29 protein-coding genes are annotated in these 25,831 nt (G+C 50.2%); 15 read left to right on the top strand and 14 right to left on the bottom strand.

The genetic code is table 11. The annotated features are described in order from the left end of the window. Positions 1–71: 71 nt before the first annotated feature. The gene (locus AC50Y5_RS27590; RefSeq protein WP_442952508.1) at positions 72–1,037 is read left to right on the top strand and encodes a multicopper oxidase domain-containing protein; all 966 of its coding nucleotides are present in this window, start codon (positions 72–74) and stop codon (positions 1,035–1,037) included. On the opposite strand, the gene lpdD is transcribed toward AC50Y5_RS27590, so the two are convergent. Then, on the bottom strand, positions 1,034–1,393 hold the full coding sequence (lpdD, locus tag AC50Y5_RS27585; protein WP_056028534.1) for a prenylated flavin chaperone LpdD: 360 nt from the start codon (positions 1,391–1,393) through the stop codon (positions 1,034–1,036). The genes AC50Y5_RS27590 and lpdD overlap by 4 nt on opposite strands. A 244-nt stretch (positions 1,394–1,637) precedes the next feature. Between lpdD and AC50Y5_RS27580 the strand changes: the two genes are divergently transcribed. Genes AC50Y5_RS27580 through AC50Y5_RS27560 form a run of 5 tightly spaced genes read left to right on the top strand, consistent with a single transcriptional unit; the run spans position 1,638 to position 4,425 of the window. Beyond that, positions 1,638–1,877, top strand: coding sequence for a DUF2249 domain-containing protein (locus tag AC50Y5_RS27580; protein WP_056028537.1), 240 nt, complete (start codon positions 1,638–1,640; stop codon positions 1,875–1,877). Between the two features lie 43 nt (positions 1,878–1,920). Then, entirely contained in the window at positions 1,921–2,241 is a 321-nt protein-coding gene (locus AC50Y5_RS27575) for a hypothetical protein (RefSeq protein ID WP_046233434.1), read from the top strand. 22 nt (positions 2,242–2,263) lie between these two features. Further along, positions 2,264–2,842 carry a DUF2249 domain-containing protein gene (locus AC50Y5_RS27570; RefSeq protein ID WP_056028540.1) on the top strand — a complete coding sequence of 193 codons (579 nt, stop codon included), beginning with the start codon at positions 2,264–2,266 and terminating at the stop codon, positions 2,840–2,842. Positions 2,843–2,855: 13 nt separating this feature from the next. Continuing rightward, positions 2,856–4,088, top strand: coding sequence for a hypothetical protein (locus AC50Y5_RS27565; RefSeq protein WP_056028543.1), 1,233 nt, complete (start codon positions 2,856–2,858; stop codon positions 4,086–4,088). 31 nt (positions 4,089–4,119) lie between these two features. Then, the gene (locus tag AC50Y5_RS27560) at positions 4,120–4,425 is read left to right on the top strand and encodes a metal-sulfur cluster assembly factor (protein ID WP_494864448.1); all 306 of its coding nucleotides are present in this window, start codon (positions 4,120–4,122) and stop codon (positions 4,423–4,425) included. A 347-nt stretch (positions 4,426–4,772) separates the two neighbouring features. Here the strand turns inward: AC50Y5_RS27560 and mobB are convergent, their stop codons facing one another. Beyond that, on the bottom strand, positions 4,773–5,285 hold the full coding sequence (gene mobB / locus AC50Y5_RS27555) for a molybdopterin-guanine dinucleotide biosynthesis protein B (protein ID WP_056028548.1): 513 nt from the start codon (positions 5,283–5,285) through the stop codon (positions 4,773–4,775). Between the two features lie 118 nt (positions 5,286–5,403). Between mobB and AC50Y5_RS27550 the strand changes: the two genes are divergently transcribed. Together AC50Y5_RS27550 and nrdD are read left to right on the top strand one after the other, a co-directional pair. Then, positions 5,404–6,075 carry a radical SAM protein gene (locus AC50Y5_RS27550; RefSeq protein WP_235533006.1) on the top strand — a complete coding sequence of 224 codons (672 nt, stop codon included), beginning with the start codon at positions 5,404–5,406 and terminating at the stop codon, positions 6,073–6,075. A gap of 11 nt (positions 6,076–6,086) precedes the next feature. Next, positions 6,087–8,057, top strand: a complete 1,971-nt coding sequence (gene nrdD, locus AC50Y5_RS27545; protein ID WP_494864445.1) for an anaerobic ribonucleoside-triphosphate reductase — start codon at positions 6,087–6,089, stop codon at positions 8,055–8,057. 208 nt (positions 8,058–8,265) lie between these two features. Here the strand turns inward: nrdD and AC50Y5_RS27540 are convergent, their stop codons facing one another. Next, positions 8,266–9,537 (bottom strand): molybdopterin molybdotransferase MoeA, encoded by a 1,272-nt coding sequence (locus AC50Y5_RS27540; protein ID WP_494864443.1) that lies wholly within the window; start codon positions 9,535–9,537, stop codon positions 8,266–8,268. Between the two features lie 211 nt (positions 9,538–9,748). Here AC50Y5_RS27540 and AC50Y5_RS27535 point away from each other — a divergent pair, with 211 nt between their 5' ends. Then, entirely contained in the window at positions 9,749–10,276 is a 528-nt protein-coding gene (locus tag AC50Y5_RS27535) for a Crp/Fnr family transcriptional regulator (RefSeq protein WP_056028560.1), read from the top strand. Here AC50Y5_RS27535 and hmpA read toward each other — a convergent pair whose 3' ends face one another. From hmpA to AC50Y5_RS27515, 4 genes are all read right to left on the bottom strand, one after another. Next, positions 10,277–11,533 (bottom strand): NO-inducible flavohemoprotein, encoded by a 1,257-nt coding sequence (gene hmpA / locus AC50Y5_RS27530; RefSeq protein WP_494864598.1) that lies wholly within the window; start codon positions 11,531–11,533, stop codon positions 10,277–10,279. Between the two features lie 463 nt (positions 11,534–11,996). After that, positions 11,997–12,983, bottom strand: a complete 987-nt coding sequence (locus AC50Y5_RS27525; protein WP_494864440.1) for a glycoside hydrolase family 43 protein — start codon at positions 12,981–12,983, stop codon at positions 11,997–11,999. Next, positions 12,922–13,197: a hypothetical protein gene (locus tag AC50Y5_RS27520; protein WP_494864438.1), complete on the bottom strand. Its 276-nt coding sequence runs from the start codon at positions 13,195–13,197 to the stop codon at positions 12,922–12,924. The genes AC50Y5_RS27525 and AC50Y5_RS27520 overlap by 62 nt, the downstream gene beginning before the upstream one ends. 140 nt (positions 13,198–13,337) lie before the next feature. Further along, complete coding sequence (locus tag AC50Y5_RS27515; protein WP_056028574.1) at positions 13,338–14,228, bottom strand: LysR family transcriptional regulator; 891 nt, start codon at positions 14,226–14,228, stop codon at positions 13,338–13,340. A 121-nt stretch (positions 14,229–14,349) separates the two neighbouring features. Between AC50Y5_RS27515 and AC50Y5_RS27510 the strand changes: the two genes are divergently transcribed. Beyond that, positions 14,350–15,447, top strand: coding sequence for a branched-chain amino acid aminotransferase (locus tag AC50Y5_RS27510; RefSeq protein WP_056028576.1), 1,098 nt, complete (start codon positions 14,350–14,352; stop codon positions 15,445–15,447). Between the two features lie 174 nt (positions 15,448–15,621). Here AC50Y5_RS27510 and pdaA read toward each other — a convergent pair whose 3' ends face one another. From pdaA to AC50Y5_RS27490, 4 genes are all read right to left on the bottom strand, one after another. Continuing rightward, the gene (pdaA, locus tag AC50Y5_RS27505; RefSeq protein WP_494864596.1) at positions 15,622–16,407 is read right to left on the bottom strand and encodes a delta-lactam-biosynthetic de-N-acetylase; all 786 of its coding nucleotides are present in this window, start codon (positions 16,405–16,407) and stop codon (positions 15,622–15,624) included. 83 nt (positions 16,408–16,490) lie between these two features. Further along, the gene (locus AC50Y5_RS27500) at positions 16,491–17,396 is read right to left on the bottom strand and encodes a sigma-70 family RNA polymerase sigma factor (protein WP_494864435.1); all 906 of its coding nucleotides are present in this window, start codon (positions 17,394–17,396) and stop codon (positions 16,491–16,493) included. Positions 17,397–17,461: 65 nt separating this feature from the next. Then, positions 17,462–17,908, bottom strand: a complete 447-nt coding sequence (locus AC50Y5_RS27495) for a carboxymuconolactone decarboxylase family protein (RefSeq protein ID WP_099520004.1) — start codon at positions 17,906–17,908, stop codon at positions 17,462–17,464. Positions 17,909–18,119: 211 nt separating this feature from the next. Next, positions 18,120–18,308 carry a hypothetical protein gene (locus tag AC50Y5_RS27490; RefSeq protein WP_056028590.1) on the bottom strand — a complete coding sequence of 63 codons (189 nt, stop codon included), beginning with the start codon at positions 18,306–18,308 and terminating at the stop codon, positions 18,120–18,122. A gap of 136 nt (positions 18,309–18,444) precedes the next feature. Here AC50Y5_RS27490 and AC50Y5_RS27485 point away from each other — a divergent pair, with 136 nt between their 5' ends. Further along, entirely contained in the window at positions 18,445–18,771 is a 327-nt protein-coding gene (locus AC50Y5_RS27485; RefSeq protein WP_056028593.1) for a helix-turn-helix domain-containing protein, read from the top strand. Positions 18,772–18,803: 32 nt separating this feature from the next. Here the strand turns inward: AC50Y5_RS27485 and AC50Y5_RS27480 are convergent, their stop codons facing one another. Continuing rightward, a complete protein-coding gene (locus tag AC50Y5_RS27480) occupies positions 18,804–19,247 on the bottom strand; it encodes a phosphatase PAP2 family protein (protein ID WP_056028596.1) in 444 nt (147 codons plus the stop codon). A gap of 280 nt (positions 19,248–19,527) precedes the next feature. On the opposite strand from AC50Y5_RS27480, the gene AC50Y5_RS27475 reads away from it, so the two are divergent. Genes AC50Y5_RS27475 through AC50Y5_RS27465 form a run of 3 tightly spaced genes read left to right on the top strand, consistent with a single transcriptional unit; the run spans position 19,528 to position 22,461 of the window. Continuing rightward, the gene (locus tag AC50Y5_RS27475; protein ID WP_056028599.1) at positions 19,528–20,394 is read left to right on the top strand and encodes a class I SAM-dependent methyltransferase; all 867 of its coding nucleotides are present in this window, start codon (positions 19,528–19,530) and stop codon (positions 20,392–20,394) included. After that, entirely contained in the window at positions 20,394–21,161 is a 768-nt protein-coding gene (locus tag AC50Y5_RS27470; protein WP_494864431.1) for an RluA family pseudouridine synthase, read from the top strand. Before AC50Y5_RS27475 ends, AC50Y5_RS27470 begins: the two co-directional genes overlap by 1 nt. Continuing rightward, on the top strand, positions 21,145–22,461 hold the full coding sequence (locus AC50Y5_RS27465) for a CapA family protein (protein ID WP_494864429.1): 1,317 nt from the start codon (positions 21,145–21,147) through the stop codon (positions 22,459–22,461). The genes AC50Y5_RS27470 and AC50Y5_RS27465 overlap by 17 nt, the downstream gene beginning before the upstream one ends. Before the next feature lie 147 nt (positions 22,462–22,608). On the opposite strand, the gene AC50Y5_RS27460 is transcribed toward AC50Y5_RS27465, so the two are convergent. After that, the gene (locus AC50Y5_RS27460) at positions 22,609–23,013 is read right to left on the bottom strand and encodes a MarR family winged helix-turn-helix transcriptional regulator (RefSeq protein WP_046233412.1); all 405 of its coding nucleotides are present in this window, start codon (positions 23,011–23,013) and stop codon (positions 22,609–22,611) included. A gap of 196 nt (positions 23,014–23,209) precedes the next feature. Between AC50Y5_RS27460 and AC50Y5_RS27455 the strand changes: the two genes are divergently transcribed. Then, positions 23,210–23,377 (top strand): hypothetical protein, encoded by a 168-nt coding sequence (locus AC50Y5_RS27455; protein ID WP_172455590.1) that lies wholly within the window; start codon positions 23,210–23,212, stop codon positions 23,375–23,377. Here the strand turns inward: AC50Y5_RS27455 and gyrA are convergent. Then, entirely contained in the window at positions 23,368–25,821 is a 2,454-nt protein-coding gene (gene gyrA, locus AC50Y5_RS27450; RefSeq protein WP_056028604.1) for a DNA gyrase subunit A, read from the bottom strand. The genes AC50Y5_RS27455 and gyrA overlap by 10 nt on opposite strands. Between the last annotated feature and the right edge of the window lie 10 nt (positions 25,822–25,831).

Genomic DNA, 25,831 nt, shown 5'->3' with positions numbered 1-25,831 from the left:
TGAGGTATACCGTAGCACTTTAGGCATCTACTGGATTGAAAGGAAGGATGACCATGCTGAATGTGAGGCATATGATTATTGTGATCGCAATTCTGGGAGCAATCGCTGTTTTCTGCGCGTACATCCCTGCGGAGGAAAATGATGCGGCGGCAATCGCGGAAGCGGCGGAAACGTTGAATCAACCACCTATAGCACCGAGTATTCACCGGAAGGGAAGCACAGTGACGATTGAAATGACCGCTCAGGTAACCGACGTGGAAATTTCCAAAGGCGTCTATTACAATGCATGGACGTTCAATGGGACAGTACCCGGCCCGGTGCTGCGCGTGAACGAAGGTGACACGATTGATTTTACGCTAAAAAATATGGACCCGAATGTGCCCCATTCGATGGATTTTCACGCCGTTCATGCTGCGCCAAGCAAAAAATTCATCGATGTGATGCCGAATGAAGCGGGCCATTTCAGTTATAAAGCGGAGTCGCCAGGCGTGTTTATGTATCATTGCGGGACAAGCCCAGCGCTCGCCCATATCGCCAATGGCATGTACGGCATGATTATTGTGGCGCCTGCGGATGGTTATCCCAGCGATGCAGACATTGACCGGGAATATACGATTGTGCAAAGCGAGTGGTATAAGGAGCATGACTATCAAGCCTTTTTAAATGATGAGCCCACCTATGTCGTATTTAATGGCAATGACTTTGGACTTAAAGAGCAGCCTTTCCTTGCCAAAGTCGGAGATAAGGTGCGGTTTTATGTCAATAACGCCGGTCCCAACGAGGTCAGCTCGTTTCATATTGTAGGCACCCTGCTGGACCGGGTTTATATCGACGGCAATCCGCGAAATGTGCTGTACGGCCTGCAAACCTATTTGCTTCCGGCAAGCGGTGGTGCTGTTGTCGAGGTGACTGTAACTGAGGAAGGCGACTATCCGATTGTGACTCATCAGTTTAATGATGCCGCTAAGGGAGCTACCGCGATTTTACGCGTAACAAAAGATGGCAAGGATACGCATGAGCCAGCGATGAAGCATTAGCGCAGAAGCGCAATTTTCTGCTTCATGCCCTCTCTCGTTCGATTGACGATATTCGTAATCTCGCTGCGAGTCGGCTGCTCCAGATGAATGCCCACGACCACTGTAGCGGTTACGCCGAGAGTGCTTGCCGCCAGCATCGCCAGTTCCGCTGCCAGCTCTCCTTCCCGATGCCCTGGCAGTGTAATCGTTTCGCATTTGGGTGCAGCTAAATGAGCGCCCCATGCTGTCCAATATGCGGTAGCTGACGCTCCGATATGGGCGGCTCCCCCGGTGATGAGAAAGACTAGATCGCTGCCCATTGGCAGCACCCGAATGTCCACCTGCTGCTTGATTTGATGCTCCATTTGAGAATCCATATTCCCCTCCGGCTTGGCCGCGTGCAATTAGCGCGGCCTTTTTTATTTGTATAAGGCGAGTCTACAGCAAACCAGGCAGGATGGCTGTGACAGCCATCACCTGCAGCATCTCCGCCCTTCACGCACTTTTTCACAAAAAAACGCCCCTGCTTCACACAATGTGATGCTCGTCACAAAGCCGCCTCCCGCTTTCGATTATGCTTTAGACATAGCCAAAACCAATCTTTTCGAGGAGGAATGTTTTATGCAAGCTTTCACTGCAACTGTCAACGCTACGGAATATCCGCCGCAATTAAAGCACAAAGTTATTTTTCAAACGTTTCAGGAGCTAAAGCCTTCCGAAGCGATGCTGCTCATTAACGATCATGATCCCGTGCCGCTCCGCTTCCAATTCGAATCGATGTACAAGAACCAGTTTGATTGGGAATATATCGAGCAGGGTCCTGAACTATTTCGCGTCAAAATCGGGAAGCTTGCGCTGTAACAGCAAAAGCTTCGTAGAATAGCTTCGATAAGGAGGCAAGCACATGGCCGAAGTGACTATCGTCAATGAAAAAACGATTAAAATTGCGGTCCAGCTGGAGGATGCGCTGACCATGATCCGCGATGCCCAGACCCATATTACGGAATATGCGTTTGACATCGTCACCATGGTGGAAAAAATGCCGCAGTTCAACTATACGTATTTTTGCTTCTATGCTTACGACAGCGCCGCGCTTTTCGAGCGGATGCTGGATACGGATCCCAAGCAGTACACTTCCTTTTCACTCGATGCGCCGGATTCCTTTTTCTATGCTTTGTATGGAGGTATGACAGGACTTTACGAGGAAGCGAGGCTTTACCTTTAACGACTGGAGGAGGAGAGCAGCCATGCTAGCTAAGCAAACCCGAATTGTGGAGCTTGATGTTAGGCCTTATTTACGCCAAAAGCTGGAGCCCTTCCAGCTTATTATGGATCAGGTGAAGGAGCTGGAAACTCATGATGTGCTTGTGCTCCATGCTACCTTCAAGCCTACCCCGCTGCTTGGTTTGATGAAGGTAAAAGGCTACGCTAATAAAGTTCAGCAGGTAGGCCCTGAGCACTGGAGCGTCACTTTCGTCAACAAGAAAAATAAAAGCTTCCTGCAGGCATGGGACGCAGAGCCCGATGCGGCGATGGAGGAGGCTGTACGGGAAGAGGCAGCAGATACAGAAGCGGCAGCCTCCCCAGCTTCTTCAGAGCATTCCGGCAAAAAAATCATTCGGCTGGACAACCGCGGACTGGAGCCGCCTCAGCCGATGATTCGCACCTTGAATGCGCTGGAGAAGCTGGGCACCTGCGATGAAGTCATCATTCATAATGATAGAGTTCCCGTCTTCCTCATTGAGGAACTAAACTCGCTTGGATATGCCTTTACAATTGAAGAGCAGGAAGATGGCTCTGCACAAGTTTTCATTCAAAAAAGCTAGGAGGCCTCAGCTTATGTTGCGTCTCCCTTTTCTCTTTATCGCAACAGGCATCGCCGGGTTCACCTTGTTCCACCTCACCTCCCTGCTGTCGCTTGCCGACTGGACCCTAGATCCTGTTCGCGGGCCCACAGGATGGTTCAACATCCATCTCATCATCCTTGGCTGGGCAACGATGATTGCCATGGGCGCCGTGTATCAGCTCATTCATGTTATTTTACAATCAAAAATTTATAGCGAACGGCTCGCTTACGTCCATTACGGCTGCTTCACCGCCGGGGTATGCGGACTGCTTTACGGGTTCATTAAAGGCGAGGTTGCCTGGATTGCCGGCTTTGCGGTACTCGCTCTAATCGGTCTGCTGCTGTTCGCCTTTAATGTCACCTATACCCTATGGCGCGCCGCACAGTGGAATGCCATTACGCTCAGCACTGCTTGCGCCGTTTTGTATTTGACGCTGACGGGGCTGTCCGGCATGGGCATGGGACTGAACTTCGCCCTAAACGCCTGGAGCGGACTGCATGAACGTTTGTTCGGCGCCCATATTTGGCTCGGCACCTTAGGCTGGTTCGGGCTGCTCATTACCGGCTTCAGCTATAAAATGCTGCCGATGTTTTATTTGGCGCACAGCTTTCCCGCCCGCCTGTCCTATGTCACGCTCGGCTTATGGAATGCTGGCGTGCTGATGGGTGCTGCCTCCTTCCTGTTTGGCTGGGGCTTCTGGGCAAAATGGACTGCGCTGCTCTTTCTCGTGCTTGCGCTGCTTGCATACAATGTTCACCTTGCGCAAATTCGCAAGCATAGGCACAAGCGCCATCCGGGTGCAGGCATCGTATGGTCGGTGAACAGCTGCCGCGCTATCGCTCTGTTTGCCATCGGTGCGCTCATCTATACGGCGTTTTATCCACAGGCGTTCGAGTCTGCTGCGCTGGCAACAGCTGCGGGCTGGATTTATTTAGGCGGCTGGGTCGCTTTTATGATTTTATGCTACTTGTCCAAAATCGTCCCCTTTCTATGGTGGACGCAAAAATACGGCCCGCAGGTCGGCAAAACAGGCATACCTACCATGGCTGCTTTGCTGGGTGATAACGGCGTCAATCTTGGGCTTACCGGCATCGCTTTTTCCCTGCTGCTGCTGTTTGCGGGGCTGCTGCTTGGCCTGCCGTTTCTAGCGCTTGTAGGCGGGCTTGGCTTTTCTTTATTTTCACTCGGTTACATTTCATTAATCGCCTTGGTTTTTACACGGTAATGAACGGCACTTTGGAGAGGAGAGGAGCAGAATGGAAGAACGTACGAAGGAGCAAATATGGGAATTGCTGCGCAAGGTGCATGATCCCGAGCTGGGCGTTAATATTGTCGATCTTGGCCTCGTATACGACCTGAATTGGAAAGATGAGCATATTACAGTGGAAATGACGCTGACAACGCCAGGCTGCCCGATGCATGATATGATCGCTGGCGGCGTCCGGCATGTGCTGCTGGGGGAGCTGGGCTTCACCTCCGTCGACGTTAATGTCGTCTGGGAGCCTGCATGGCAGCCTGCCATGATGTCAGAAGAGGCGAAGGAATTTTTAGGCTATTGCTAGGCGCAAGCGTAAACGGCTGTCGCCGTCCTTTGGCGGCAAAGCTACCGTTTCGCGATGAAATATAAGCCCATTATAAGGGTGATACTTATAAATGCTTATATTTCAAGCGTAAACGGCTGTCGCCGTCCTCTGGCGGCGCCGCGCGTTTCAGTCCGAGAAATAGAAGCACAGTATGGCAAAAACTTATACTTTCTTATATTTAAATAAATAGGCAAGCTGCTGATGACTCTCATCGCGGCTTGCCTATTCGTGCTGTTGTCCATTGTTCGTAGCACCACGAGCGTCTCACGGAGCGATACGAACTCTAGCGGGCATTTGCTTTAATTTACCTTTCCCCGCTTATACGCTTACGTCGGTTCCTCCAGCACGAATGCTCCCTTGCCGCGTTCCTCCCGTATCCAAGCTGCCATACCCGCGCTGTCCTCAACAGTGAATACCGGAAGCCCATCGAAACTCACCGGATACCATGATGCAACCGCAACGACCTGCTCTAATTGCATAACGAGCGCCTCATCCTCCTCCTTGCGGATCAAGACAATTTTTGGATAGCGCTCTTGTTTAAAGCCTTCGACAATGACCCAGTCCATTTCACGGAACTGCTGAAGCAGCTCATTCAGCGGCGTTGGCCTTTGCTCCATAATTGCCGTGCGATGCGGCGAGGTGATGGCGATTTTATGCGCACCCGCCTCGCGATGCTGCCATGTATCGGTACCCGGATGATCAATGTCAAAATCATGTCCGTCATGCTTAACCGTGCCGACGCGGCAGCCGGCTTCGGCAAGCTGCTTGACCAGCGCTGCGGTCAGCGTCGTTTTCCCGGTATTTTTAAAGCCGACAATTTGAATAATGGAAGTTGGCAATGGTCCCTCTCCTTCTTTTTCTCACGCTGCTGTGATCCCTATCACTTCACGACTACCATATGTTGTATTACTATTAACTCCTGAAACTAAATGCAGTTATTCCAGTGGGAAGGAGAATATGATGCTGACCTTCTACCCCCGGTTCATCCGTACCTTTACAGATTTGCCCGGGCATCTCTCCCTGCTGATCCACGCCTGGAACGGCTGTAATATGCGCTGCTACGGCTGCCATAATGATGCGGAATTAATCGCGCAGAAGCCGATTCCGCACTTGTTATTAACCGCAGAGGAGACGCTTGATCGGCTGAGCGGCAGCGACGGGCTGTTCGACGCCGTGCTGTTCAGCGGGGGCGAATTTTTAATCGGCAGCGCGGCGGAGCTGGAAAGCTTCCTGCGGCGTGTACGCCTTATTTTCAGAGGGAAAATCATTATTATGACTAATGGCACGTTCCCAGGCAAACTGAAGCGTCTGCTGGAACTGGCGCTGATCGACGGCGTTCATATCGATATGAAGCTGCCCTTTCACCTGTTGGACCCTGCGGAGGATGCCGAGGTGTTCGAGGCGATTATCGGCGCCCAGCCTTCCGTCCGCTTCTGTCAGGACATCCTCGACTCCGTCGATCTCGTCATTCGCCACAACAGCAGGCTGAGCCAAGTAAGGACCGTTCGTTACCCGCTGCTGAGCGAGGAGTTTTTCGTCCAGATTGCCTCCTATGTTGAGCATTTGAAAGACAAGTATGACAGTATTGTACCTTATTCCCTGAATCCCTACCATCCACCGCAAAAATAGAACGGAGGCCGATGATGTTTAGCCAATCTACCGATATTATCCGCACGTTTACTTCCGGGTCCGAAACGAAGCAAGCCGACTATTTGAAAAGAGAGAACAGCAACTTCGTCTACTCGCTGCCGCTGCTGCGCCATAATCTGAACAATTTTGCCGAGGAGGAGTACTTGCTGAAGCATATTTTGCCGCCTGCTCTTACCGAGCTATACTGGGACGGAGTTGTGTACATTCACGACAAGCAGCTTAGCCCCTATTGCCTAAGTGTAGGCTGCAAAGATATTGCAACAAGCGGCATCCCTACACTGGCAAAAAATATGATGTCCTCGCACCCGACGAAAAAGCTGGAAACGCTGCTGCGTCATTTCAGCAATCTCGTCGTCCTGATGTCGCAGCAGGTGTCCGGCGCCGTCATGCTCTCGCAGATGACGACAGTGTCTGCCTCCTATCTCTATTATGAGGAGACGGTCAAGGGGCACATCTTTAAGGCAGAGGAGCTTCAGCAGCTGTTCCAAAGCTTGATCTGGGAAATGAACATGCCGCTGCGCGGCGGCTCGCAATCTGCCTTCACCAATATAACGCTGGAATTTGGCAAGCCTTCTGATGAAATCAAGGATGATTTTGTAGTCATTGGCGGCTCGCCGCTGGACATGCGCTACAAGGAAATTCCATCCGCCTACTTTGACCGGATTAATGAGGCGGTGATTGCGGTGATGAAGCAGGGTACAGGCAATGGCATCCCGTTCACCTTTCCGCTCTTGACAGTGCCGATTGACGATCATTTTGACTACAGCAACCCGTTGTTTCTGGAGCTGCTGGACGGCATGTACCAATGGGGCGGCGTTTATTTCGAAAACTTCCGCAGCAAGCCGTTCGAAAGCGAGCATTATCGCCGTCTGAACCCTTATATTAAGCCGCGTGATCCAGAGGTCAGCCGCAGCCTATGCTGCCGACTGCAAATTGATTTAACGGTATTGTCACGTCTCGGAAGCGGGATTTTTGGCAGCTCCACTGGCTCTACCGGTGCCGTACAAGTTCTTAATCTAAACATGAACCGCGTCCTGATGGAATACGGCGGAAATGAAGATACGCTGCTTGCGAAAATGGGCGAGCTGCTGAACATTATGCAGGAAGGCCATATGGCCAAGCGGCAGTGGATTGAGCAAAACAAAGAGCTGTATCCGACCTTTTTCGCTTTAAACCGTGACTTGTCCAATTATTTCAATGTGTTCGCCGTTACCGGGATGCATGAGGGGCTAATCAATATCGGCTATGAGGGCGGGATGAACAATGAGGCAGGCAAGCAGCTCGCCCACCGGATTATGCAGTTTATGACAGAAACGATCAATACTTTTATCGTCCGCGATCAGGTCGCCTGCGGCATCGAATATGCACCGGGTGAAAATGCTGCCATCAAGCTGGCCCGCCATGATGTCAAATGGGCGAAAAACCATGACCGCACTATTTTTGTACAGGGCACTGGGGAAAACGTTTATTTGACCTCAGGCTGCATGCTGCCGTTCAGCGAGGATGACTTTCTGCTCCAGGTGGAGAACAGCGCCGAATTCCAGGCTTATGCGACCTCCGGCAGCATTTTGCACCATTTCCTTGAAACGAAGCTGGCTCCGGAGAGGCTGGCCGATTATTTAAGGAAAATTTTTGAGAAGCCTATTCAATATATTACGCTTACTCCGACTCTGACTAGCTGTCTCGCTTGCAGCCAGCAAATCGTCGCCGAGGACGGAAAAAACATCCACACCTGTCCCGTTTGCGGCAGCGACGATATCGCCACCTTCAGCCGCGTCATTGGTTATGTCAAAATGATTGCCCGCAAAAAGCTGGAGGTAGATGAGCAGGGCTACTATACAGGAGAATATAATTTTTGGAGCAATGCGCGGCGTTTTGACTGGAATACGCGCAAACGCATGAAGGAAGAGGCTGTTAACAGCGTTAGCACAGCCGCTGCCGTCTCTGCAGCAGACTCTTGATTTAGAAGATAGGCGCGTTAGAAACGTTAATTAGAGCTATAAAGGCTATGTAGGCTTAGAAGCTTTGCAGACTTTGCAAAAATAATAACCGTGTGTATACCTGCTCGGCAAACCACGCCTTGTGCCGATTACAGCCTCCCTTTCCCCTTTCGATTGATAGCGCTGGAAGGGGGAAAGGGAGCTTTTTCATAGCAGGTTTCCCCCTGCCTTACAACTTAGCAGCAGCAAGAGGAATGACCGTAACAAGCGTCCCCGCCTTGATGCCTGTCTTCGTAGGCGGAATGACTATCAGGCAGTTTGCATCCTTTAACGTAACCAGCGCGCTCGACATATCCATGCCCTCCTGCTTCACGTACACCAGTCCGTTGTTGAAATAACGAATGCCCCGCACATAACGGGGATAAGCATTTACCTTGTTATAATCGGCTGTAAGAAAAGCATCATGTGCTTGAACATCTGCCGCCTTGTGCTCCCCCTGCATCGCGAGCAAAACGGGACGCACCAATAATTCACAGCCGATAAAGCATGCTGCCGGATTGCCGGACAATCCAAAGAAAAGTTTGTTATTCCATACGCCAGCGCTCGTTGGGCTGCCTGGGCGCATCGCAATTTTATTAAACAGCGTTTCCCCTTCCCACTGCAGGAAAAAATCAGCGATAATATCATAATCTCCGACAGACACGCCTCCAGTTGCAATAACCATATCCACATCGCTTGCGAGCAGCTTGTACAGCATGTTTTCAGCGTTTGTATAATCATCAGCAATATGCTCCACAAAAAGCGGTTCAGCGCCGCATGCGCGCACTTGGGCCGCCAGCATATAAATGTTGCTGTTTCTGATTTTGGCGCCTTCCAGCGGATCATCAATGGACAACAGTTCGCTCCCTGTTGAAACGATGGCAACGAGCGGCTTGCGGTGCACGCGAACCTCCGCGCAGCCAAGTGCGCTCAGCAGCGCCATCTGCCCCGGTCCAATCGTCTCGCCCGCCTCCAGCAGCAGCTCCTGAGCGCGCGCTTCCTCGCCGATTGGCGAAATATTCGCGCCGATCGGCACCGCTTTGCGCAGCTTGACATAAGGCCGGCCGGCTTCTGTGGCCTCCTCGGTCATTTCCAGCATGATGACGGCATCGGCACCATCTGGCACCATCCCGCCTGTCATAATCCGCGATGCTGTACCGGATGTAACCGTTTTTGTCGGCACAATGCCGCATGGCAGCTGTTCTATGACTTCCAGCATAACAGGAAGCTGCTGCAAATCAGCCGTTCGAATCGCGTAACCATCCATGCCGGAACGGCGAAAATGCGGAATTGCTTCGCGCGCGCGAATATTCTCGGCCAAGCAATAGCCTGCTGCATCGGCCAGTGCTATTTTAACCGTACCCGATTGATGAACCCGTTCCAGCAAAGCCTGCTGCGCGTCGCCTAGCGTTACCGCTTTTCTCTGAAGTTTGCTATCGTTTGTTTCCTTGTGTATGTTCATTAGAAACCCGTCCTTTCAAAAGCTGTTCTCGTTTATTTGAATGTACCAGTATAATGCACCGAACCACTGTGAGATAGGTCACTAAAGAATAGCTTAGGAATGTCCAAATTGCAAAAAAAGACCAATCAGCCTGGCACTGATTGATCCCGTCTATAAAAAGCCGCTATAATTTACATATAAGAAATACAGTATGGAAAGGAAGTTGCTCTTTATGCTGCTTCATAAAGGAGAAACGCTGTTCCGCCAAGGAGAACTTGGGCCCCTCTACCATATTAAAAGCGGCATGCTCAAAATTATTCGCCTGCATGAGGATGGCAGTCCGATTCTAATGAATATTATTACCGCTGGCGAAACGATTCCCCATCATTCTCTCATCACTCAGCAGGCGTATCACGGGACAGCTGTAGCGCTGGTTACCTGCGATATTGAGGTGCTGCCATCGCAGGAGTGGTACCAAGCGCTGGAGAGCGAGCCGGAAAAATGCCGCGATATTGCGCTGCTGCTGCAAAACAAGCTGCGCATGATGCAGCAGCGCATCGATCAATTGACACAGGCCGCTCCAATTGATAAGCTCCGCAAGCTGGAGCAGTGGTTCGATCAGCATATTTCACCGGCTACCCTTTGCGATGTACTGACGCAGGATGAAATTGGTCAGCTGATCGGGCTGCGCCGCGAAACGGTCAATCGTCTTCTGCGGGCAAAGGCCGCCGAGAGCGCACTGAAAGAAGCATCCGTCTAATTAAACGGTATCGGCTGTTTCCTGCTGCTCTCCCTGCCCGTCGTTCAAGCTTTCTGCCGGGCCAAAAAACTCAAAATGAATATCGGAAACCTGAACTTCAAACACCCGCAAAGCGCGATTGATCATTTTCATAAACGGCTGCGGTCCGCAAAAATAGAAGCTGGCATCCGTCGTCGGAATAACTGTACGCAGCCATGGGAAATTGATCAGACCTTCCTTGTGGTAATCTTTAAGCGCCTTGTCATGCGCCGTCGGCTGCGTATAGCAGTAGAAGACGGACAACTGCGGATGACGGCCGGCAAGCGCCGATACCTGCTCCTTCATCGCATGCGTGTCACCATTCGTGGTCGCATGGATAAAGGTAACCGGGCGCTCTGGACTGGCTTCCAATACAGCATGCAGCATACTCATCATCGGTGTCAGCCCAACGCCGCCGCTAATGAGCACGACAGGCCGCGTATCCTCCAAATCAACGGTAAAATCGCCCGCCGGTGCTGACAAATGAACGATATCTCCCTCGCGCAAATGCTCATGCAGAGACACAGACACTTTGCCAGCAGGCCGGTCATCCTGCCCATCCTCGCGTTTGACCGAAATGCGGTAATAAGGCTTGCTTGGCGAGTCCGATAAACTATATTGGCGAATATGGGTAAAAGCATCATTCGGCAGTTCCCTTTTCATACTCACATATTGCCCAGCTTTAAAGCTTGCAATCGCACCGCCGTCCTCCGGAACGAGGTAGAAGGATGTAATGTTGTCGCTCTCCAGAACCTTTTTATTGACCACAAAAGCCCGGAACCCTTCCCAGCCGCCATGCTGCTGCTCCGCCTGCTTATACATCTCTTTCTCCACACCTATAAACGCATCGGCAATAAGACCATATGCTTCTGCCCACGCCTGCAAAATATCATCAGTAGCCGCATCGCCCAGCACATCCTTGATGGCAGCAAGCAAATATTTTCCGACGATCGGATAATGCTCTGGCAAAATCCCCAAGCTTCTATGCTTATGGGCAATTTGCTTCACAACTGGCAAAATAGCAGCCAAATTATCAATATGAAGAGCGGCAGCGTAAACCGCATTTGCGAGCGCCGCTTGCTGCTTGCCTTGTTTTTGATTGGCATGGTTGAAAATATGAAGCAGCTCCGGATGAGCCGCAAACATCGTCTCATAGAAACGCTTCGTAATTGTCGTGCCGTGGACTTCCAATACAGGAACGGTAGATTTAATTGTGGCAATGGTTTTCTCACTCAGCATCATCGCACTCTCCTCACGGGTCTAAGTATCCTTCAAACTTGATCTTCACCAGTATAAACAAGGAATACGTTTTTGATTGTGATTGAAATCACAATGAAAGATGCTGAATTGTGACAGTTGCCCAGGGATTAATCGACAAAAGCGAAAAACTAAGAAAAACGCCTGGCGGCAAAGCTACCGTTTCGCGGGTGAAATATAAGCCCATTATAAGGGTGAAACTGATAATAGTATTATATTTCAAAAAAATCCAGATAAAGCAAGGGCTTCAGCTGAATTTGAGCTTTTTTTCAACCTTATAGCGCCTTTTGTCACATTTGACGTCAATCATTCACGTTTTAGACAATCGTTAGACAAAGTTCTTTAAGGTTCGACTAAGGTTTTGTTTATATAATAATAACTATCAACCCCACAGTTGATCATATAACTAGGACAGGCCCACAGAGATGTGGGCCACTTTTTTTATTTAACCTTTACTCCAGATATTAAAATCAGGTCTGCCATCCTTCGACCAATGCAGCTGCTTGACGAATGTATGACGATTCGGATCATTTAGCGGGTCGCCCTCAATCTCCTTATAGGTGCGGGCATGGTACACGAATACATCCGTCTGGCCATCCTCCGCTACAGTGAAGCCGTTATGGCCCGGTCCATACTGCCCACGTTCCCCATCCGTCTTAAATACCGGCTCCGGCGATTTCGTCCACGAAGCCGCATCGAGCAGGTTGCTGTCCTCAGATGCCGTAAGCAAACCGACGCAATAATTTAAATCGGTAGCGCTTGCAGAATAGCTGATGAAAATGCTGCCGCCCCGTTTAATGATCGCGGGCCCCTCATTAACCAAATAGCCGATTTTTTCCCAATCGTATTCAGGGGTTGCGATCATAATCTGAGTCCCGCGAATCGTCCAAGGGTTTTCCATCGCCGCGATGTACAGGTTTGTATTTCCTTTGATCGCTGGATCATTTTGCGCCCAAACCAGATAGCGCTCTCCCTTATGCTCAAACGTCGTAGCATCCAGATTGAAGGACTCCCAGTTCATTATGATTTTGCCCTTCTCCGTCCATGCGCCCTCCAGCGGATTAGCGCTTTCATTTTCAAGCACATAGGTGCGGTGGGCAAAGCCTGCATCCGTCCGCCCCGAAGCAAAATAAATGTACCAACGGCCATTGATAAAATGAATTTCCGGGGCCCAAATTTTCTCGCTCATCTCGCCGCTTTCATGCTTGTGCCAAATTGCAGCCGGCTCCGCATCAGCAAGCCCCGCAATCGTCTGCGAGCGGCGCAGCTCGATATAATTATAATCCGGCTCTGTCGCCGTGAAATAATACCAGCCGTCTACATGCTTATAAATCCAAGGGTCTGCGCGCTGCAAGATAATCGCTTTCCCCTCATTTTGCGTGATTTGCTTTGTAATCGGCTGTAATCTCTTCGATGATTTTGTCTCCGCCATCTTTTCTCCATTTTGCAACTGCATCATTCCAACCTTTCTCGTCAAGCTCACCCATTACGTATTTGGTCTGTGCATCGGTTATTGCTGTTTTGAGCTCATTGCCCTTCTGCACATTGGTGTCGGACAACAACGATGCGCGTAAATCAACCACAGCAAGCTCCAAATTATCCTCATAATAGCTTCTCCAGCTTGACGTCCAACTCCTTCTTTTCACCCTGCATCGCAATGGTGGCCAACATCTCCCGAATGCTACTCCGCTTGCCAACCAAAAGGTAAATGATGGCGGCTAAGATATTGAACAAACCGTCATACAATTGGAAAAGATAAAACAATAGGCCGAGGGGACGTTTGCGGTTATTGCTGAAACATTTGAATAAAATGACGGGCAGCATTGGACAGATAACGATTCCTGAGCCATACGATGCCGACATCCGATTGAAAATCCGTGTCCGTGATGGCCAGCATGCGAATCGTTGGAAGCGGAAAAGAAGCCATAACCGATTTAGGAAAGACAGTTACGCCGATTCCTGCTGCCACTAGCGCCATTATTATGGCGACGCTCGAGCATTCGCAGATGATTTTCGGCTCAAAGCCGTGGGCGCGGCACTCAATCATCACCTTCTCATGCATGGCCGTTGTCCGCTCTGTCTTAAGGGCAAGAAACGGCAAATCCTTAAGCTCGCTCATCTGCATCGATTGCTTTTGCGGATCTGTGCTCCACTTTGAAGGCAGCACCGCAACGAATGGGTCGGATGGCAGCGGCAATATCGAATAAGGCTGCGAATCAGAAGCTGATTCAAACGGCAGCCTGGCAACAACAAGCTCAATGCTGCGCTTTTCCAGCTGGCTGCCCAGCATATAATGATCGCCTTCCCAAATTTTGAACGTCACCTCGGGATGCTTGTCCCGAAACCGCTCAATGACAGGCGGCAGCAGCGAAATGCAGGACACGACCGAGCCAATCGGCAGTACGCCCTGAATGCCCGCATCGAGCTCGCGTACCTCCTGCATCGTTTCATTAAATTGATTGACCAAGCTTTCGGCCTTATCGCGCAGCAGCTCTCCCGCATGAGTCAGCACAAGGCTTTTGCCATTGCGGTCAAATAAAGTGACGTTCAGCTCCTGCTCCATTTGCTTTAATTGGCGGCTCAGTGGGGGCTGCTCCATATTCAACAGCTTGGCGGCGCGCGTAATTTGCCCCTCCTTGGCGATAGCCAGGAAGTATTTAAGCTGACGTATATCCATATGCATTCTCCTATACCTAAAAAGTATGATGATCCGATAAAACAGATATTATCAATATACTTCGTTAAGTGGTACGATTCAACTAAACGAATATTACGAATATATGTGGGAGGATTCTGAAATGAGCCAACCGATTGCCATTGAATTAGCTGCTACCAAAAAAACAAAGCCCCAATCCGATCAATTAGGGTTTGGAAAATATTATACCGATCATATGTTTATTATGGACTATGAAACATCGAAAGGCTGGCATAGCCCAAGAATCGTTCCTTACCAACCAATTACGCTCGACCCTGCCTCCAAGGTATTCCACTACGGACAAACGGTGTTCGAAGGGTTGAAAGCGTATCGCACGGATAACGGCAGCATTTTGCTGTTCCGTCCAGAGGAAAATTTTAAACGGCTAAACCGTTCTAACGAGCGTCTGAGCATTCCGCATCTTGATGAGGAAATTGCGCTGGAAGCTTTGAAGCAGCTCATTGCTGTTGATCAGGACTGGATTCCTGATGAGGATAAAACGTCCCTTTACGTCCGTCCGTTCATAATTGCGAACGAATCATCACTTGGTGTAGCGCCTTCTCAAAACTATATGTTTATGATTATCCTTTCGCCGGTCGGCTCGTATTACGCAGAGGGTATTCATCCGGTGAAAATTTTTGTAGAATCCGAATATGTACGTGCGGTTAAAGGTGGCGTCGGCAATGCCAAGACAGCTGGCAACTATGCTGCTGGCTTGAAAGCCCAGGAAGAAGCATCAGCCAAAGGCTGCACGCAAGTATTGTGGCTGGATGGTGTTGAGCGCAAATACATCGAGGAAGTCGGCAGCATGAACGTCTTTTTCAGCATCAACGGCACGATTGTCACTCCGGCGCTGAATGGCAGCATTCTTGACGGCATTACGCGCAAATCGATTATTGAGCTGCTTAAATCGTGGAACATTCCTGTTGAGGAGCGCAAGCTGTCCATTGACGAGCTCGTGGAAGCTTATCATAATGATACGCTGGAGGAAGCTTTCGGAACAGGTACGGCAGCGGTTATTTCGCCAATTGGAGAGCTGCATTACCTTGATGAGCAGCTGCTGCTTCGCGGTGGCGAGACAGGCCCGCTGTCGCGCAAGCTGTATGAGACGTTAACAGGCATCCAAACGGGCGTCATTGCCGATCCATTCGGCTGGACCGTTGAACTGCCAAGTGCCCAATATACCGCTGGAACAAAATAAAACATAGCGGCGCTCATTTGGCGCACAGCATGCCCCCTATACACATAAAACGAACCCCGTGCATTCTTAACAAGATCACGGGGTTCGTTTTATTTTTTATATTTCCGTTTTATTTCTTATCGTATTCAGCGTATGTGGCGATTAACTTTCTCCTGACGAAGCAGCAAATACCTATCAATAGCTGCGATTCGTCAGCTGATCCAAGCTTTTGAATGTATAGCCTTGCGCCCTCGCGCCATCTATAATCGCCCCTAAAGCTTGGGCATTGTCGCTTGAAACCGAATGCAGCAATATTACAGCTCCCGGATGGAGCTGGCGCATCACTTGATCTAGGGCATATGCAGCGCCCTTCTGGCTCTTAATGTCCCAATCCTTGTAGGCAACCGACCAAAAAACGCTTGTATATCCCGCCTGCTTGCTGACAGCAAGCACCTGATTGCTGAAAATCCCCCTCGGCGGCCGCAAATACGCCATTTGCTGCTGGCCGGTCAGCAGTGCCGACTGCTCCTCCACCTTTTTGAGCTCGGTCTGAATTTGTCCTGAGCTGAGCTGTGTCATATCCGGATGGCTCCATGAATGGTTGCCAACGATATGTCCTTCTGACGCCATACGCTTCACCAGCTCCGGCTGATCCTTAATAAAATGGCCTGTTACAAAAAAAGCAGCAGGCACACCCTTCGCTTTTAGCGTATCCAGCACCTTAGCTGTATAGCCGTTTTCATAGCCATTATCGAAGGTCAAATACAGCTCCTTTTGCTTCGTATCGCCGAGGAAAATCGCCCCATTTTGCTGGACGATGCCTTTGAAACCTTCCTCATTTATCGAAGGCAGCTGTCCTCCAGCGCTTTTCTTAAACCCAAAATGATACACGCCCGGCTGCGCCATTACGCTGTCCATCCCCAGGCAGCCTAGCCATACAGCCAGACACAGGCTCAGCAGCCGGAGTGCTATTCGCTTCATCATGCTGTTCCCCCTCATTCATATGCTGCTTACTCGCCCTTATGTTCTGCATCCAGCAAGCAAATTATGAGTGGAACCTTACATTAAATAAACGATAGCTTATCCGGGTTATACATCGCATAAATTCGCTTTATACGGCTGCCTTCCTCCGTTTGCACCCATTCTAGGCACATGACCGCCTGAACCTCTTTTCCCCGGCGGAAAATGAGCGCTGGCTGTCCGTTCAACATAGAAATGGATATGTTCGTACCGTGCAGGCTGTGCGTGGACATTCTCCGCAGCAGTATTACAGCGCGGCGTGCGCTAATAACGGGCCGTCTCACTGCAGTAACTTTGCCGCCGCCGTCGGTGATAAACACAGCATCTTGACGCATCAGAGCAAGCAGCTTCCCAATATCGGCCTGTTCAAATGCCGCAACAAATGGCTCCAATGCTGCTGCGTCCACTGTTAGCTCTTGTTCCTCAGCATCCGATTGTGGAAGCAGGCGGTACTGGTCAAGCGCCAGCTTGGCACGACTTAAAATTTTGCGGCAGTTTGACTCAGACTTGCCTACCAGCTCAGCAAGCTCATCGTAGCCATAGCCATAGCCTTCACGCAGCACAAATACCGCACGCTCTAATGGGGATAAATGCTCCAGCATGACGAGCATGGCATAGCTGATCGTTTCCCTGCGCGCGAGCTGCTCCAAAGGCTCATCGCCATAATCGCCGCTCCATGGCTCCGGCAGCCATTCGCCGACATAAGCTTCTCGCTTGTGGCGGGCAGATTGCAGCACATTCATGCAGCGGTTGACCGTCATTTTGCACAGATAGGCTTTGACATTGCGCAGCGGAGAAGGCTCTGCCGACTGAAGCGTCACAAAAACATCCTGGACGACATCGTCCGCCTCCTGCCGTGATCCAAGCAGCTTGTATGCAAGCGAGCTAAGCAGCGACTTATAATCCGCATACCACTCTGCTACTTTCCACAACACCTGAGTATCCGCCATCTCGCTTCCAAAACTTCCTTTCCCGTAAACAAATAACCAAATTTATAATTTCCTATAACGTCCTTTTAGTCGAAGCAGCCGGGGAACATGCTAGTTGAAATGGCAATCCGATTCCAGCTGTTGATCGTAATAATCGCCAAAATTAATGCTGCATATTCCGCTTCATCATAATAGTCTCTCACGCGATTGTACAGCTCATCCGGCACTCCCGCTGCAGAAACCTGAGTCACGTGCTCGGTCAATTCCAAAACGGCACATTCCTTTTCCGTATAAATAGGCGCTTCTCGCCATACGCTTAGCAGCATAATTCGCTGCAAACTTTCGCCTTTGTTCATCAAATCCTCACTATGCATATCCAGACAAAAAGCACAGCCATTGATTTGCGACGCCCGCAGCTTAATAAGCTCATAGGTGATAGGATCAATGCCGGAGCTTGACGCTGCTTTCTCCAATTCCATCAACGCTTTAAATACTGCAGGGTTCGCCGTGCGATAGTTTACTCTTAATTTCATTTTAAATTCCTCCCAGTAGGTTGGTGTTTTTCGGTTCTCATAAGATAAGACAAAGAAGCCGCCCCTTTTGTGACAAGCATAAGCAAAAAAAGCCAAACTCTACGCATAAAGCGTAAAATCCAGCTTTTTTACTCTTATTTCCATACTCTGAAACAACATCGTTTGCAATGCTTGATTGCACAGAGGCCCGTTCGGTGCCCTTTCTTGCAAGCTATTGCTTCTCTAATCGGTAAGTATGGCCGCAGAAAGAGCATTTGAACAACATCCCAGTATCGCCCATGATCCAGCTGATGCGATCATCGTCCTCTGCTTCTAAATATTCGCGCCCCTGTTCGTCTCGATCTCCGGTTGCGAACAATCCGGTTTGATTGCCGCAAACACATTCAAAGGTTAGTACCACGGTTTGTTTCCCCTCCCCTAAACACAGTTGTTTCCTGCTATTTTCGCCAAAACTATTGACAATGATACATTTTGTATCATAAATTAATAGTTAAGCTTGTATTATTATTTCAGCTTTTTTGAAGGAGCCACTAAAAATGACGATGGGAGACCGCTTGAAGGAACTCCGCTTACAAAAAAATCTTTCGCAAGAAGCCGTTGCCCGTGCGATCGGGATCACCCGCTCCGCTTACAGTCATTACGAGATTAACAATCGCCAGCCGGTATATGAAACGCTGATTAAGCTCGCCTTCTTTTTTCATGTGACGACGGATTATATTATTGAAGGTGAGACCCGCCAGCAAGTGGCTGGGCTCGCCAGGGAAGAAACGCACGAGCTGCTGCAGCTGCTGAATCATATGGATGAAGACAAACGAAAAGCATCGATTCATAAATTGCTTAATGTCATTCGCGAGTCGGAGTAATCCTTTGCCGGCTTGCTGCCCTGCTGCTTTCTTTAGCGGCGAGCCGTCAGAACGGTCATCATCAGTGCAAGGATGGCAAAGCTCGCTGCATACCCGCCAATAATGTCCGTTGCGTAGTGGACGCTGAAATACAGTCTTGAAGCGCCCATTAATACAATAAGCAATCCGGCGAGTACATAGCTGGCCCGCTTCATCGTTTGACTAAACCAGGCATCCCTTCCAATCCATATAGCTGCAAGCCCATAAAGCGCCATCGCCATCATGGCATTTCCGCTTGGAAAGCTTGCGCCAGCTGCCTCTAATCCCCAAGCCTCCTCTGGCCGGCCCCGGTCAAAAGCCATTTTGGCCAACGTATTCGTTATGTATACAAGTCCAGTACCTACTATAATCGGAGCTGCTTTCAGCCAGCCGCTGCGCCAGCCGAACCATAGAAAAAGCGCAAAAGTCGCTGCGATAATAAATAGAGAAGAACCCATATAAGACATCGCCTTGAAATAAGCCGTCCATCCTTCTCCCCGCATTTGCTCAGCGAATGCGGCTGTTTCTTTGTCGAGCTGTGACAGCTCTGGACGTGCTGCAATCGCTGTAGTTAACGCAAATAATACCAGGCTTGCGGCAAGCCCGGCGACCCATCCCCAAAATACCTTTCGAATAAATATCCTCTCCCAATTGCTTCAACTTGTTTGCTTCGCTATAATTAGCGTTGACCTTAATATTATAATACAAATTTTGAAATTGGGAAGGAACGCTAAAATCATGTACGTATCAGATAAATGGAGAGATTACGAGGTAATAGATACAGGGAATGGAGATAAGCTGGAGCGTTGGGGCTCTTATATTCTTCGCAGGCCGGACCCGCAAATTATTTGGCCAATAGCGAAGGAAGACGGCTTGTGGAAAAAAACAGACGGCCACTACCACCGCAGCTCCTCTGGCGGCGGCGAATGGCAGTTCAATTCCCAGCTGCCGGAGCGCTGGACCATATCCTATGGAGAGCTGTCCTTCCATATTAAGCCGACCAGCTTCAAGCATACGGGGCTCTTTCCTGAGCAAGCGGTGAACTGGAGCTGGATGATGGATAAAATCCGCACGGCGGACCGTCCGATTCGCGTACTCAATCTTTTCGCCTATTCCGGTGGAGCTACGGTTGCGGCTGCCGCAGCAGGCGCAGAGGTTGTTCACGTGGATGCTTCCAAAGGCATGGTGCAGTGGGCGAAAGAAAATGCCCAGCTTTCCGGGCTGTCCGACAAGCCGATCCGCTTCATTACCGACGATGTATTCAAGTTTGTTCAACGCGAGCAGCGCCGGGGCCGTCAATATGACGCTATTATTATGGACCCGCCGTCCTACGGACGCGGACCGAACGGCGAGACGTGGAAGCTGGAAGAGAACCTGTTCCCGTTCCTTGAGTTCTGCACGACGATTTTATCCGATAATCCATTGTTTATGTTAATTAATTCGTACACGACAGGTCTATCCCCATCCGTGCTGCATAATCTGCTTCATATGACGATGGCGAAGCGCTTCGGCGGTGCGATACATTGCGGCGAAATCGGTCTGCCTATTACTGCATCCGGACTGAACCTGCCTTGCGGCATATTGGGCCGCTGGGAGTCTGTCTAATGGCTGGCTCCTCTCTAGATGGCATCGGCGAAATTCCGGTGCTGTTTGAAGACAATCATATTTTGGCAGTTGTGAAGCAGCCGGGCATTCCCTCCCAAGAGGATCACACGGGTACGCCGGATATGCTGACACTGCTCAAACGCGATTTAAAAAAACGCCACGATAAGCCGGGAAATGTGTTTCTCGGCCTTATTCACCGGCTGGATCAGCCTGTGGGCGGCGCCATGCTGTTTGCCAAAACCTCGAAAGCGGCCTCACGGCTCTCCGAGGCAGTCCGCAGCAGAAATTTTGGCAAAACCTATGTGTGCGTCGTACATGGCAAGCCTCATGCGGCAAGCGGCAAGCTTCGCCACTTTATCCGCAAGGATGCGAAGCTTAATCAGGTGACCGTATTCAAGCAGGAAGCACCGGAAGCGAAGGAGGCTGTGCTCGAATATACGGTTATAGCCAGTACAGACCGTTATTCTCTCATAGCTGTCATGCTGCATACGGGACGGCCCCATCAAATTCGGGCGCAAATGGCCTTTATCGGCTGCCCGCTGGTGGCCGACCGCAAATATGGAGCGCCGCAAACGGGCGGTGTTAACGATATCGCGCTTTGGTCTACTTCCGTTTCGGTTTCCCATCCCATAACGAAGGAACACGTCTGCTTCCGCTCCATCCCTTATGGGTCGAAAGCTTGGGGCTGGTGGCCGCAAGCCGAGCTGGAAGCCGCAGCAGACGTCTACCTGGCTGAAGGAGAATCCGTCCATGCGCCGAAGGACTAAAATTCATCTCGCCGTCAATATGATCCTGCTGCTGCTGGCAGCAGCAGGACTCCTTATTATTTTTTTCCCGCCGCTAGCAGGCTCATTACCGTTTACCGCTAACAGCGTCGATTCCACGATGCAAGTGGAGTCGGAATCGAGCGCCAGCGCACAATCGGCTACAGCTCCTAGTGCAACGACCTCCCCTGTGCCATCATCTGAGCCATCACCCGAGCCCACTACAACGCAGGAAGCCAGCGTTCCCCCATCCAGCCCTTCTAACAGCTATCAGGAAGCGCTATGGGTCGCCGTTGGCGATATTATGATGCATTCCCCGGAGCTGCCGGGTGCTTATAACAAAAAGACGAAAAGCTATAATTTCGATCCTTTCTTTCAAGATGTAGAACCGATATTGAAAGAAGGCGACTGGGTTTTGGCGAATTTAGAAACGCCTGTAGCCGGATCCGCGTTCGCTTATACGGGTTACCCGACGTTTAATGCGCCCGTTGCCCTGCTCGATGCGCTGCAAAACGCCGGCTTCAACATATTGACCAATGCCAACAATCATATGCTCGACAAAGGCGAGAAAGGGTTGCTGCTGACGCTGAAGCATATGAAAGAGAAAGAGTTTATAATAAAAGGCTCCGCCGCCACACAAAAGGAAGCGGATACAAACATCATCGTCGAAAAAAACGGGATTCGCATGGGGCTGCTCGCTTACACGTATGGTACGAACGGCATCGCTATTCCTAAAGGAAAGCCATATATGGTTCCGCTAATTGATGAGCAAAAAATGATTGCCGATATTAAGAAGCTTAAGAAAGCAGGCGCCGATTTTGTTACGGTAGCGCTCCATTTTGGAACGGAGTACCAGACGAAGCCCAATGAGGAGCAGAAGACGCTTGCCCGCAAGCTGATTGCGGAAGGCGCCGACATTATCGCAGGCTCGCATACGCATGTCATTCAGCCCTATGAGGTGCTGGAGGCAACGGATGACGACGGCCGCGAGCGCCAAGGACTTATCATTTATTCGATGGGCAATTTTATTTCCAACCAGCGTGGGGACACGAAGGATTATGGCGTCATTTATCAAGTGCTTATTCGCAAAAATAACGGGGACGGCAGCATCCAGCTTGCCGATATTGAAGCCATTCCGACTTGGGTTTACCGCTACAAACCGGATCATAATTATCGCTATCGCATATTGCCTGTTGAGCAAACGCTTGCGGAGCAGTCGAGCAAGCTGCTTACACCAGATCTATATGCCTCTCTGAAAAAAAATCTCAGCCTGCTGCGCACCCGGCTCGAATCGATGTCCTAATCGCGGCTGTTCAGGGCAGAATGGGTAACAGGATAAGCAAACATAAAAGGGCGTTGCCGTCTTAGGACAGCAACGCCCTTTTTGTGCAGAATATAGCGGCGTCTTGCCTTAAGCCGCCTGTTCCACCTGCACCCTGCATTAGCGGAACTATCTATTGGCTACCTTGCCTAATAAGTAAACAAGCAGCTGCTGATTATGGGAGGAGATCCGGTCTAGCGCTTCGGAAATGAGCTTCGTTCGTACTTCCTTGCCACGCTGTGCCTCTGATTTCCCTTTGCCTGATACGGATACCCATACAATTCGTCTATCGGCTGTATCTCTTGTACGTACAATTAGTTCATTGCGCTCCATACGATCGAGCAAAGTAGTAATCGCTGCTGGAGTCGTTGCCAAATGCTGCAGCAGATCGGATGGCTTCATCGGTTGGTGTTGCAGCAATAAATCCAGCACATTCAGCTGGCCTTCCGTGAGCGGCGCCAGTCCCTCTTCCAGACCTGTCCTCCATTCTCTGCTTAGCTTCGTCCACAATCGAGTAAATTCATCAGAAACCATTCATACACCCGCTTCCTGTCCAATTTCTCTTTAATTCCAATTATACCATCCGAGATTGTCGAATAAAAGGTTAACCCGATTAATAATTTCCCTCACAAACTGCGATATACCCGAACGTTTTGACAAGAGTAGACATACAATGAATCTGGGCGCTTTCCCTATTTCGCCATCCTCATCTCATAAGGAGTGAACCTCAATGGACAACGAGAAAGCCGAAATTATTCGCAAAATTAAAGCTTATGGCATCATAAAAAACCCACAATGGCTCGATCGCCCGGATGAGCTCGTACCATTGTGGGTTATGTTGGATGCGATGATCCAGTTAATTGAACGCTTTGATCCGCCTAATCGCCCTTATGATTGAAGGACATCAGACGGACGGACAATGACTGCCGTTAAAACATCATTTTTTTCGAGCGGAACGATAGTCCGCCCTATCGATCTGCGATCATCTATCGGTGATTTCTCCGTCGTCATCGGCAGCTTAGCCCCAGATGAGGCTAGCGCGATGAGATCAATCGCATCCTTGCAATAAACGGCATAAACAAGTGCTGAGCCATTCGGCTTCACGCGCTTGCCTTCTTTAAATTCGAACGTCTGAACCCCTTTGCCGCCTCTGCCCTGAACAGGGTAATCCAGCAGCAGCGAGCGTTTGGCATAGCCAAGGTCAGAGATGACGAACAATTCTCCTTCATCCTCGCCTACCCAGTCTGCCGCAATCAGTTCGTCGTCTTCCTTCAGCTGCATGCCGCGCACGCCTCCAGCGACACGCCCCATAGGGTTTACTTCGCTTTCGGAGAACCGGATGCTCCAGCCTTGCTTGCTCACGAGCATCAGCTGCTTCGTACCGTCGCTCGGCAAAATTTTAATAACCTCGTCGCCTTCAGCTACTTTGCAGGCTGCAATCGCTGTCGAGCGCGTTGACATATAGTCCTTCAGCTCAGTCCGCTTCACCTGTCCGCGTTTGGTAACAAAGACGAGCGAAGCGCCTGGAACATTAAAGTCCTTCACTGGGATGACGCTAATGATCGCATCATCCTTCGGAATCGGAACGATATTGACGACTGCGGTCCCCGTATCCTTCCATTTGAACTCGGGAATTTGATGGACGGGCAGCGTGTAATATTGTCCCTTTTTCGTGAAGAGCAGCAAATTATCAATCGTGTTGACCGCGTACAAGCCGCGAATGATATCGCCATCCTTCACGCCCGCGTTGCCAACTTCACCGCCGGAGCGCGTAAACGAAAGCATGCTTGTCCGCTTCATGTAACCTTCATTGCTCAGTGTAACGAGCACTTCCTCAGGCGTTACCATTACTTCAAGGTTAACCTTAAGCTCTTCTACTTCTCCCTGGATGTCTGAACGGCGGTCAATGCCGAACTTCGCATGAATTTCCATCAGCTCATCACGAATGACACCGATCAGCTTCTTATTGCTGTTCAAGATGCTGCTCAAATAAGCGATGCGCTTCATCACTTCTTTATGCTCTTTCTCCAGCGACGTAATTTCCAAATTCGTCAGACGATACAGCTGCAACGTTAAAATCGCATCCGCCTGGCGCTCGCTGAACGCGAACTTCTGGACGAGATTTTGCTGCGCATCGGCACGGTTTTTGGAAGCTTTAATCGCCGCAATCACTTCATCAAGCAAATTCAGTGCCTTAACGAGACCTTCCAGCACATGGGCACGATCTTCCGCTTTTTCCAGATCATATTGCGTACGGAATGTGACAACTTCCTTCTGATGTGCAATATACGCATCCAGCATTTGGCGAATGCCGAGCTGCTGCGGCGTTTTATTAACGATAGCCACCATATTAAAGCTGTAGGCCACCTGCAAATCCGTCTTTTTGAGCAAATAAGCCAAAATGCCGTTTGCATCTGTTTCCTTCTTCAGCTCGATCACGATCCGAAGGCCGTTTCGTCCACTCTCATCGCGCACCTCGGCGATACCTTCGACCTTTTTCTCCAGTCGAATATTTTCCATCGCCGTCACAAGGCGTGATTTGACAACCTGATAAGGAATTTCGGTTATGACAATTTGCTGGCGTCCGCCGCGCATGTCCTCGATTGCTGTCTTGGCGCGCAAATAAATGCGGCCTTTGCCAGTCGCATAAGCATCGCGTATGCCTTCCTCACCCATGATGAGGCCGCCCGTCGGAAAATCAGGCCCTTTAATAATTTGCATCAGCTCTTCGAGCGTCGTCTCTGGGCGGTTCATAACGGTGATACAGCCATCAATAACTTCACGCAAGTTATGGGGCGGTATTTCAGTCGCAAAGCCGGCAGAGATGCCGCTGGCCCCATTTACGAGTAAATTGGGGTAGCGAGACGGCAGCACAACCGGCTCTTTCGTCGTATTATCGAAATTATCCTTGAACATGACCGTACGCTTATCAATATCTCTCAGCAGCTCAATGGCTAGCGGAGATAATCTAGCTTCCGTATAACGCATGGCCGCAGCGGGATCATCATCCATCGAGCCCCAGTTGCCGTGGCCGTCAACGAGGATATGCCCCATTTTCCAAGGCTGCGCCATCCGCACCATGCCCTCGTATATCGAAGAATCGCCATGTGGATGATAATTGCCCATTACATCGCCGACCGTTTTCGCAGATTTGCGATATGGCTTGTCCGGCGTATTGCCGGAATCGTACATCGCGTACAATATACGTCGTTGTACCGGCTTCAAGCCATCCCGTACATCGGGTATGGCACGGTCCTGAATAATATATTTAGAGTAGCGGCCGAAGCGGTCGCCCACGATTTCTTCAAGAAATGCTGGAAGAAACTGTTCCAAAATGCTCATGCTGCTTGCC

It is taken from the genome of Paenibacillus sp. JT22N7, from assembly GCF_059383875.1.
The sequence above is the reverse complement of the archived record's forward strand: the minus strand, read 5'-3'. Positions and strand labels throughout refer to the sequence as shown.

Bases quoted from the DNA above. Each gene is read 5' to 3' on its own strand.
- AC50Y5_RS27590 (WP_442952508.1), top strand. From the start codon at position 72: ATGATTATTGTGATCGCAATTCTGGGAGCAATCGCTGTTTTCTGCGCG.
- lpdD (WP_056028534.1), bottom strand. From the start codon at position 1,393: ATGGATTCTCAAATGGAGCATCAAATCAAGCAGCAGGTGGACATTCGG.
- AC50Y5_RS27580 (WP_056028537.1), top strand. From the start codon at position 1,638: ATGCAAGCTTTCACTGCAACTGTCAACGCTACGGAATATCCGCCGCAA.
- AC50Y5_RS27575 (WP_046233434.1), top strand. From the start codon at position 1,921: ATGGCCGAAGTGACTATCGTCAATGAAAAAACGATTAAAATTGCGGTC.
- AC50Y5_RS27570 (WP_056028540.1), top strand. From the start codon at position 2,264: ATGCTAGCTAAGCAAACCCGAATTGTGGAGCTTGATGTTAGGCCTTAT.
- AC50Y5_RS27565 (WP_056028543.1), top strand. From the start codon at position 2,856: ATGTTGCGTCTCCCTTTTCTCTTTATCGCAACAGGCATCGCCGGGTTC.
- AC50Y5_RS27560 (WP_494864448.1), top strand. From the start codon at position 4,120: ATGGAAGAACGTACGAAGGAGCAAATATGGGAATTGCTGCGCAAGGTG.
- AC50Y5_RS27550 (WP_235533006.1), top strand. From the start codon at position 5,404: ATGATGCTGACCTTCTACCCCCGGTTCATCCGTACCTTTACAGATTTG.
- nrdD (WP_494864445.1), top strand. From the start codon at position 6,087: ATGATGTTTAGCCAATCTACCGATATTATCCGCACGTTTACTTCCGGG.
- AC50Y5_RS27540 (WP_494864443.1), bottom strand. From the start codon at position 9,537: ATGAACATACACAAGGAAACAAACGATAGCAAACTTCAGAGAAAAGCG.
- AC50Y5_RS27535 (WP_056028560.1), top strand. From the start codon at position 9,749: ATGCTGCTTCATAAAGGAGAAACGCTGTTCCGCCAAGGAGAACTTGGG.
- hmpA (WP_494864598.1), bottom strand. From the start codon at position 11,533: ATGCTGAGTGAGAAAACCATTGCCACAATTAAATCTACCGTTCCTGTA.
- AC50Y5_RS27525 (WP_494864440.1), bottom strand. From the start codon at position 12,983: ATGGCGGAGACAAAATCATCGAAGAGATTACAGCCGATTACAAAGCAA.
- AC50Y5_RS27515 (WP_056028574.1), bottom strand. From the start codon at position 14,228: ATGGATATACGTCAGCTTAAATACTTCCTGGCTATCGCCAAGGAGGGG.
- AC50Y5_RS27510 (WP_056028576.1), top strand. From the start codon at position 14,350: ATGAGCCAACCGATTGCCATTGAATTAGCTGCTACCAAAAAAACAAAG.
- pdaA (WP_494864596.1), bottom strand. From the start codon at position 16,407: ATGAAGCGAATAGCACTCCGGCTGCTGAGCCTGTGTCTGGCTGTATGG.
- AC50Y5_RS27500 (WP_494864435.1), bottom strand. From the start codon at position 17,396: ATGGCGGATACTCAGGTGTTGTGGAAAGTAGCAGAGTGGTATGCGGAT.
- AC50Y5_RS27495 (WP_099520004.1), bottom strand. From the start codon at position 17,908: ATGAAATTAAGAGTAAACTATCGCACGGCGAACCCTGCAGTATTTAAA.
- AC50Y5_RS27485 (WP_056028593.1), top strand. From the start codon at position 18,445: ATGACGATGGGAGACCGCTTGAAGGAACTCCGCTTACAAAAAAATCTT.
- AC50Y5_RS27480 (WP_056028596.1), bottom strand. From the start codon at position 19,247: ATGGGTTCTTCTCTATTTATTATCGCAGCGACTTTTGCGCTTTTTCTA.
- AC50Y5_RS27475 (WP_056028599.1), top strand. From the start codon at position 19,528: ATGTACGTATCAGATAAATGGAGAGATTACGAGGTAATAGATACAGGG.
- AC50Y5_RS27470 (WP_494864431.1), top strand. From the start codon at position 20,394: ATGGCTGGCTCCTCTCTAGATGGCATCGGCGAAATTCCGGTGCTGTTT.
- AC50Y5_RS27465 (WP_494864429.1), top strand. From the start codon at position 21,145: ATGCGCCGAAGGACTAAAATTCATCTCGCCGTCAATATGATCCTGCTG.
- AC50Y5_RS27460 (WP_046233412.1), bottom strand. From the start codon at position 23,013: ATGGTTTCTGATGAATTTACTCGATTGTGGACGAAGCTAAGCAGAGAA.
- AC50Y5_RS27455 (WP_172455590.1), top strand. From the start codon at position 23,210: ATGGACAACGAGAAAGCCGAAATTATTCGCAAAATTAAAGCTTATGGC.
- gyrA (WP_056028604.1), bottom strand. From the start codon at position 25,821: ATGAGCATTTTGGAACAGTTTCTTCCAGCATTTCTTGAAGAAATCGTG.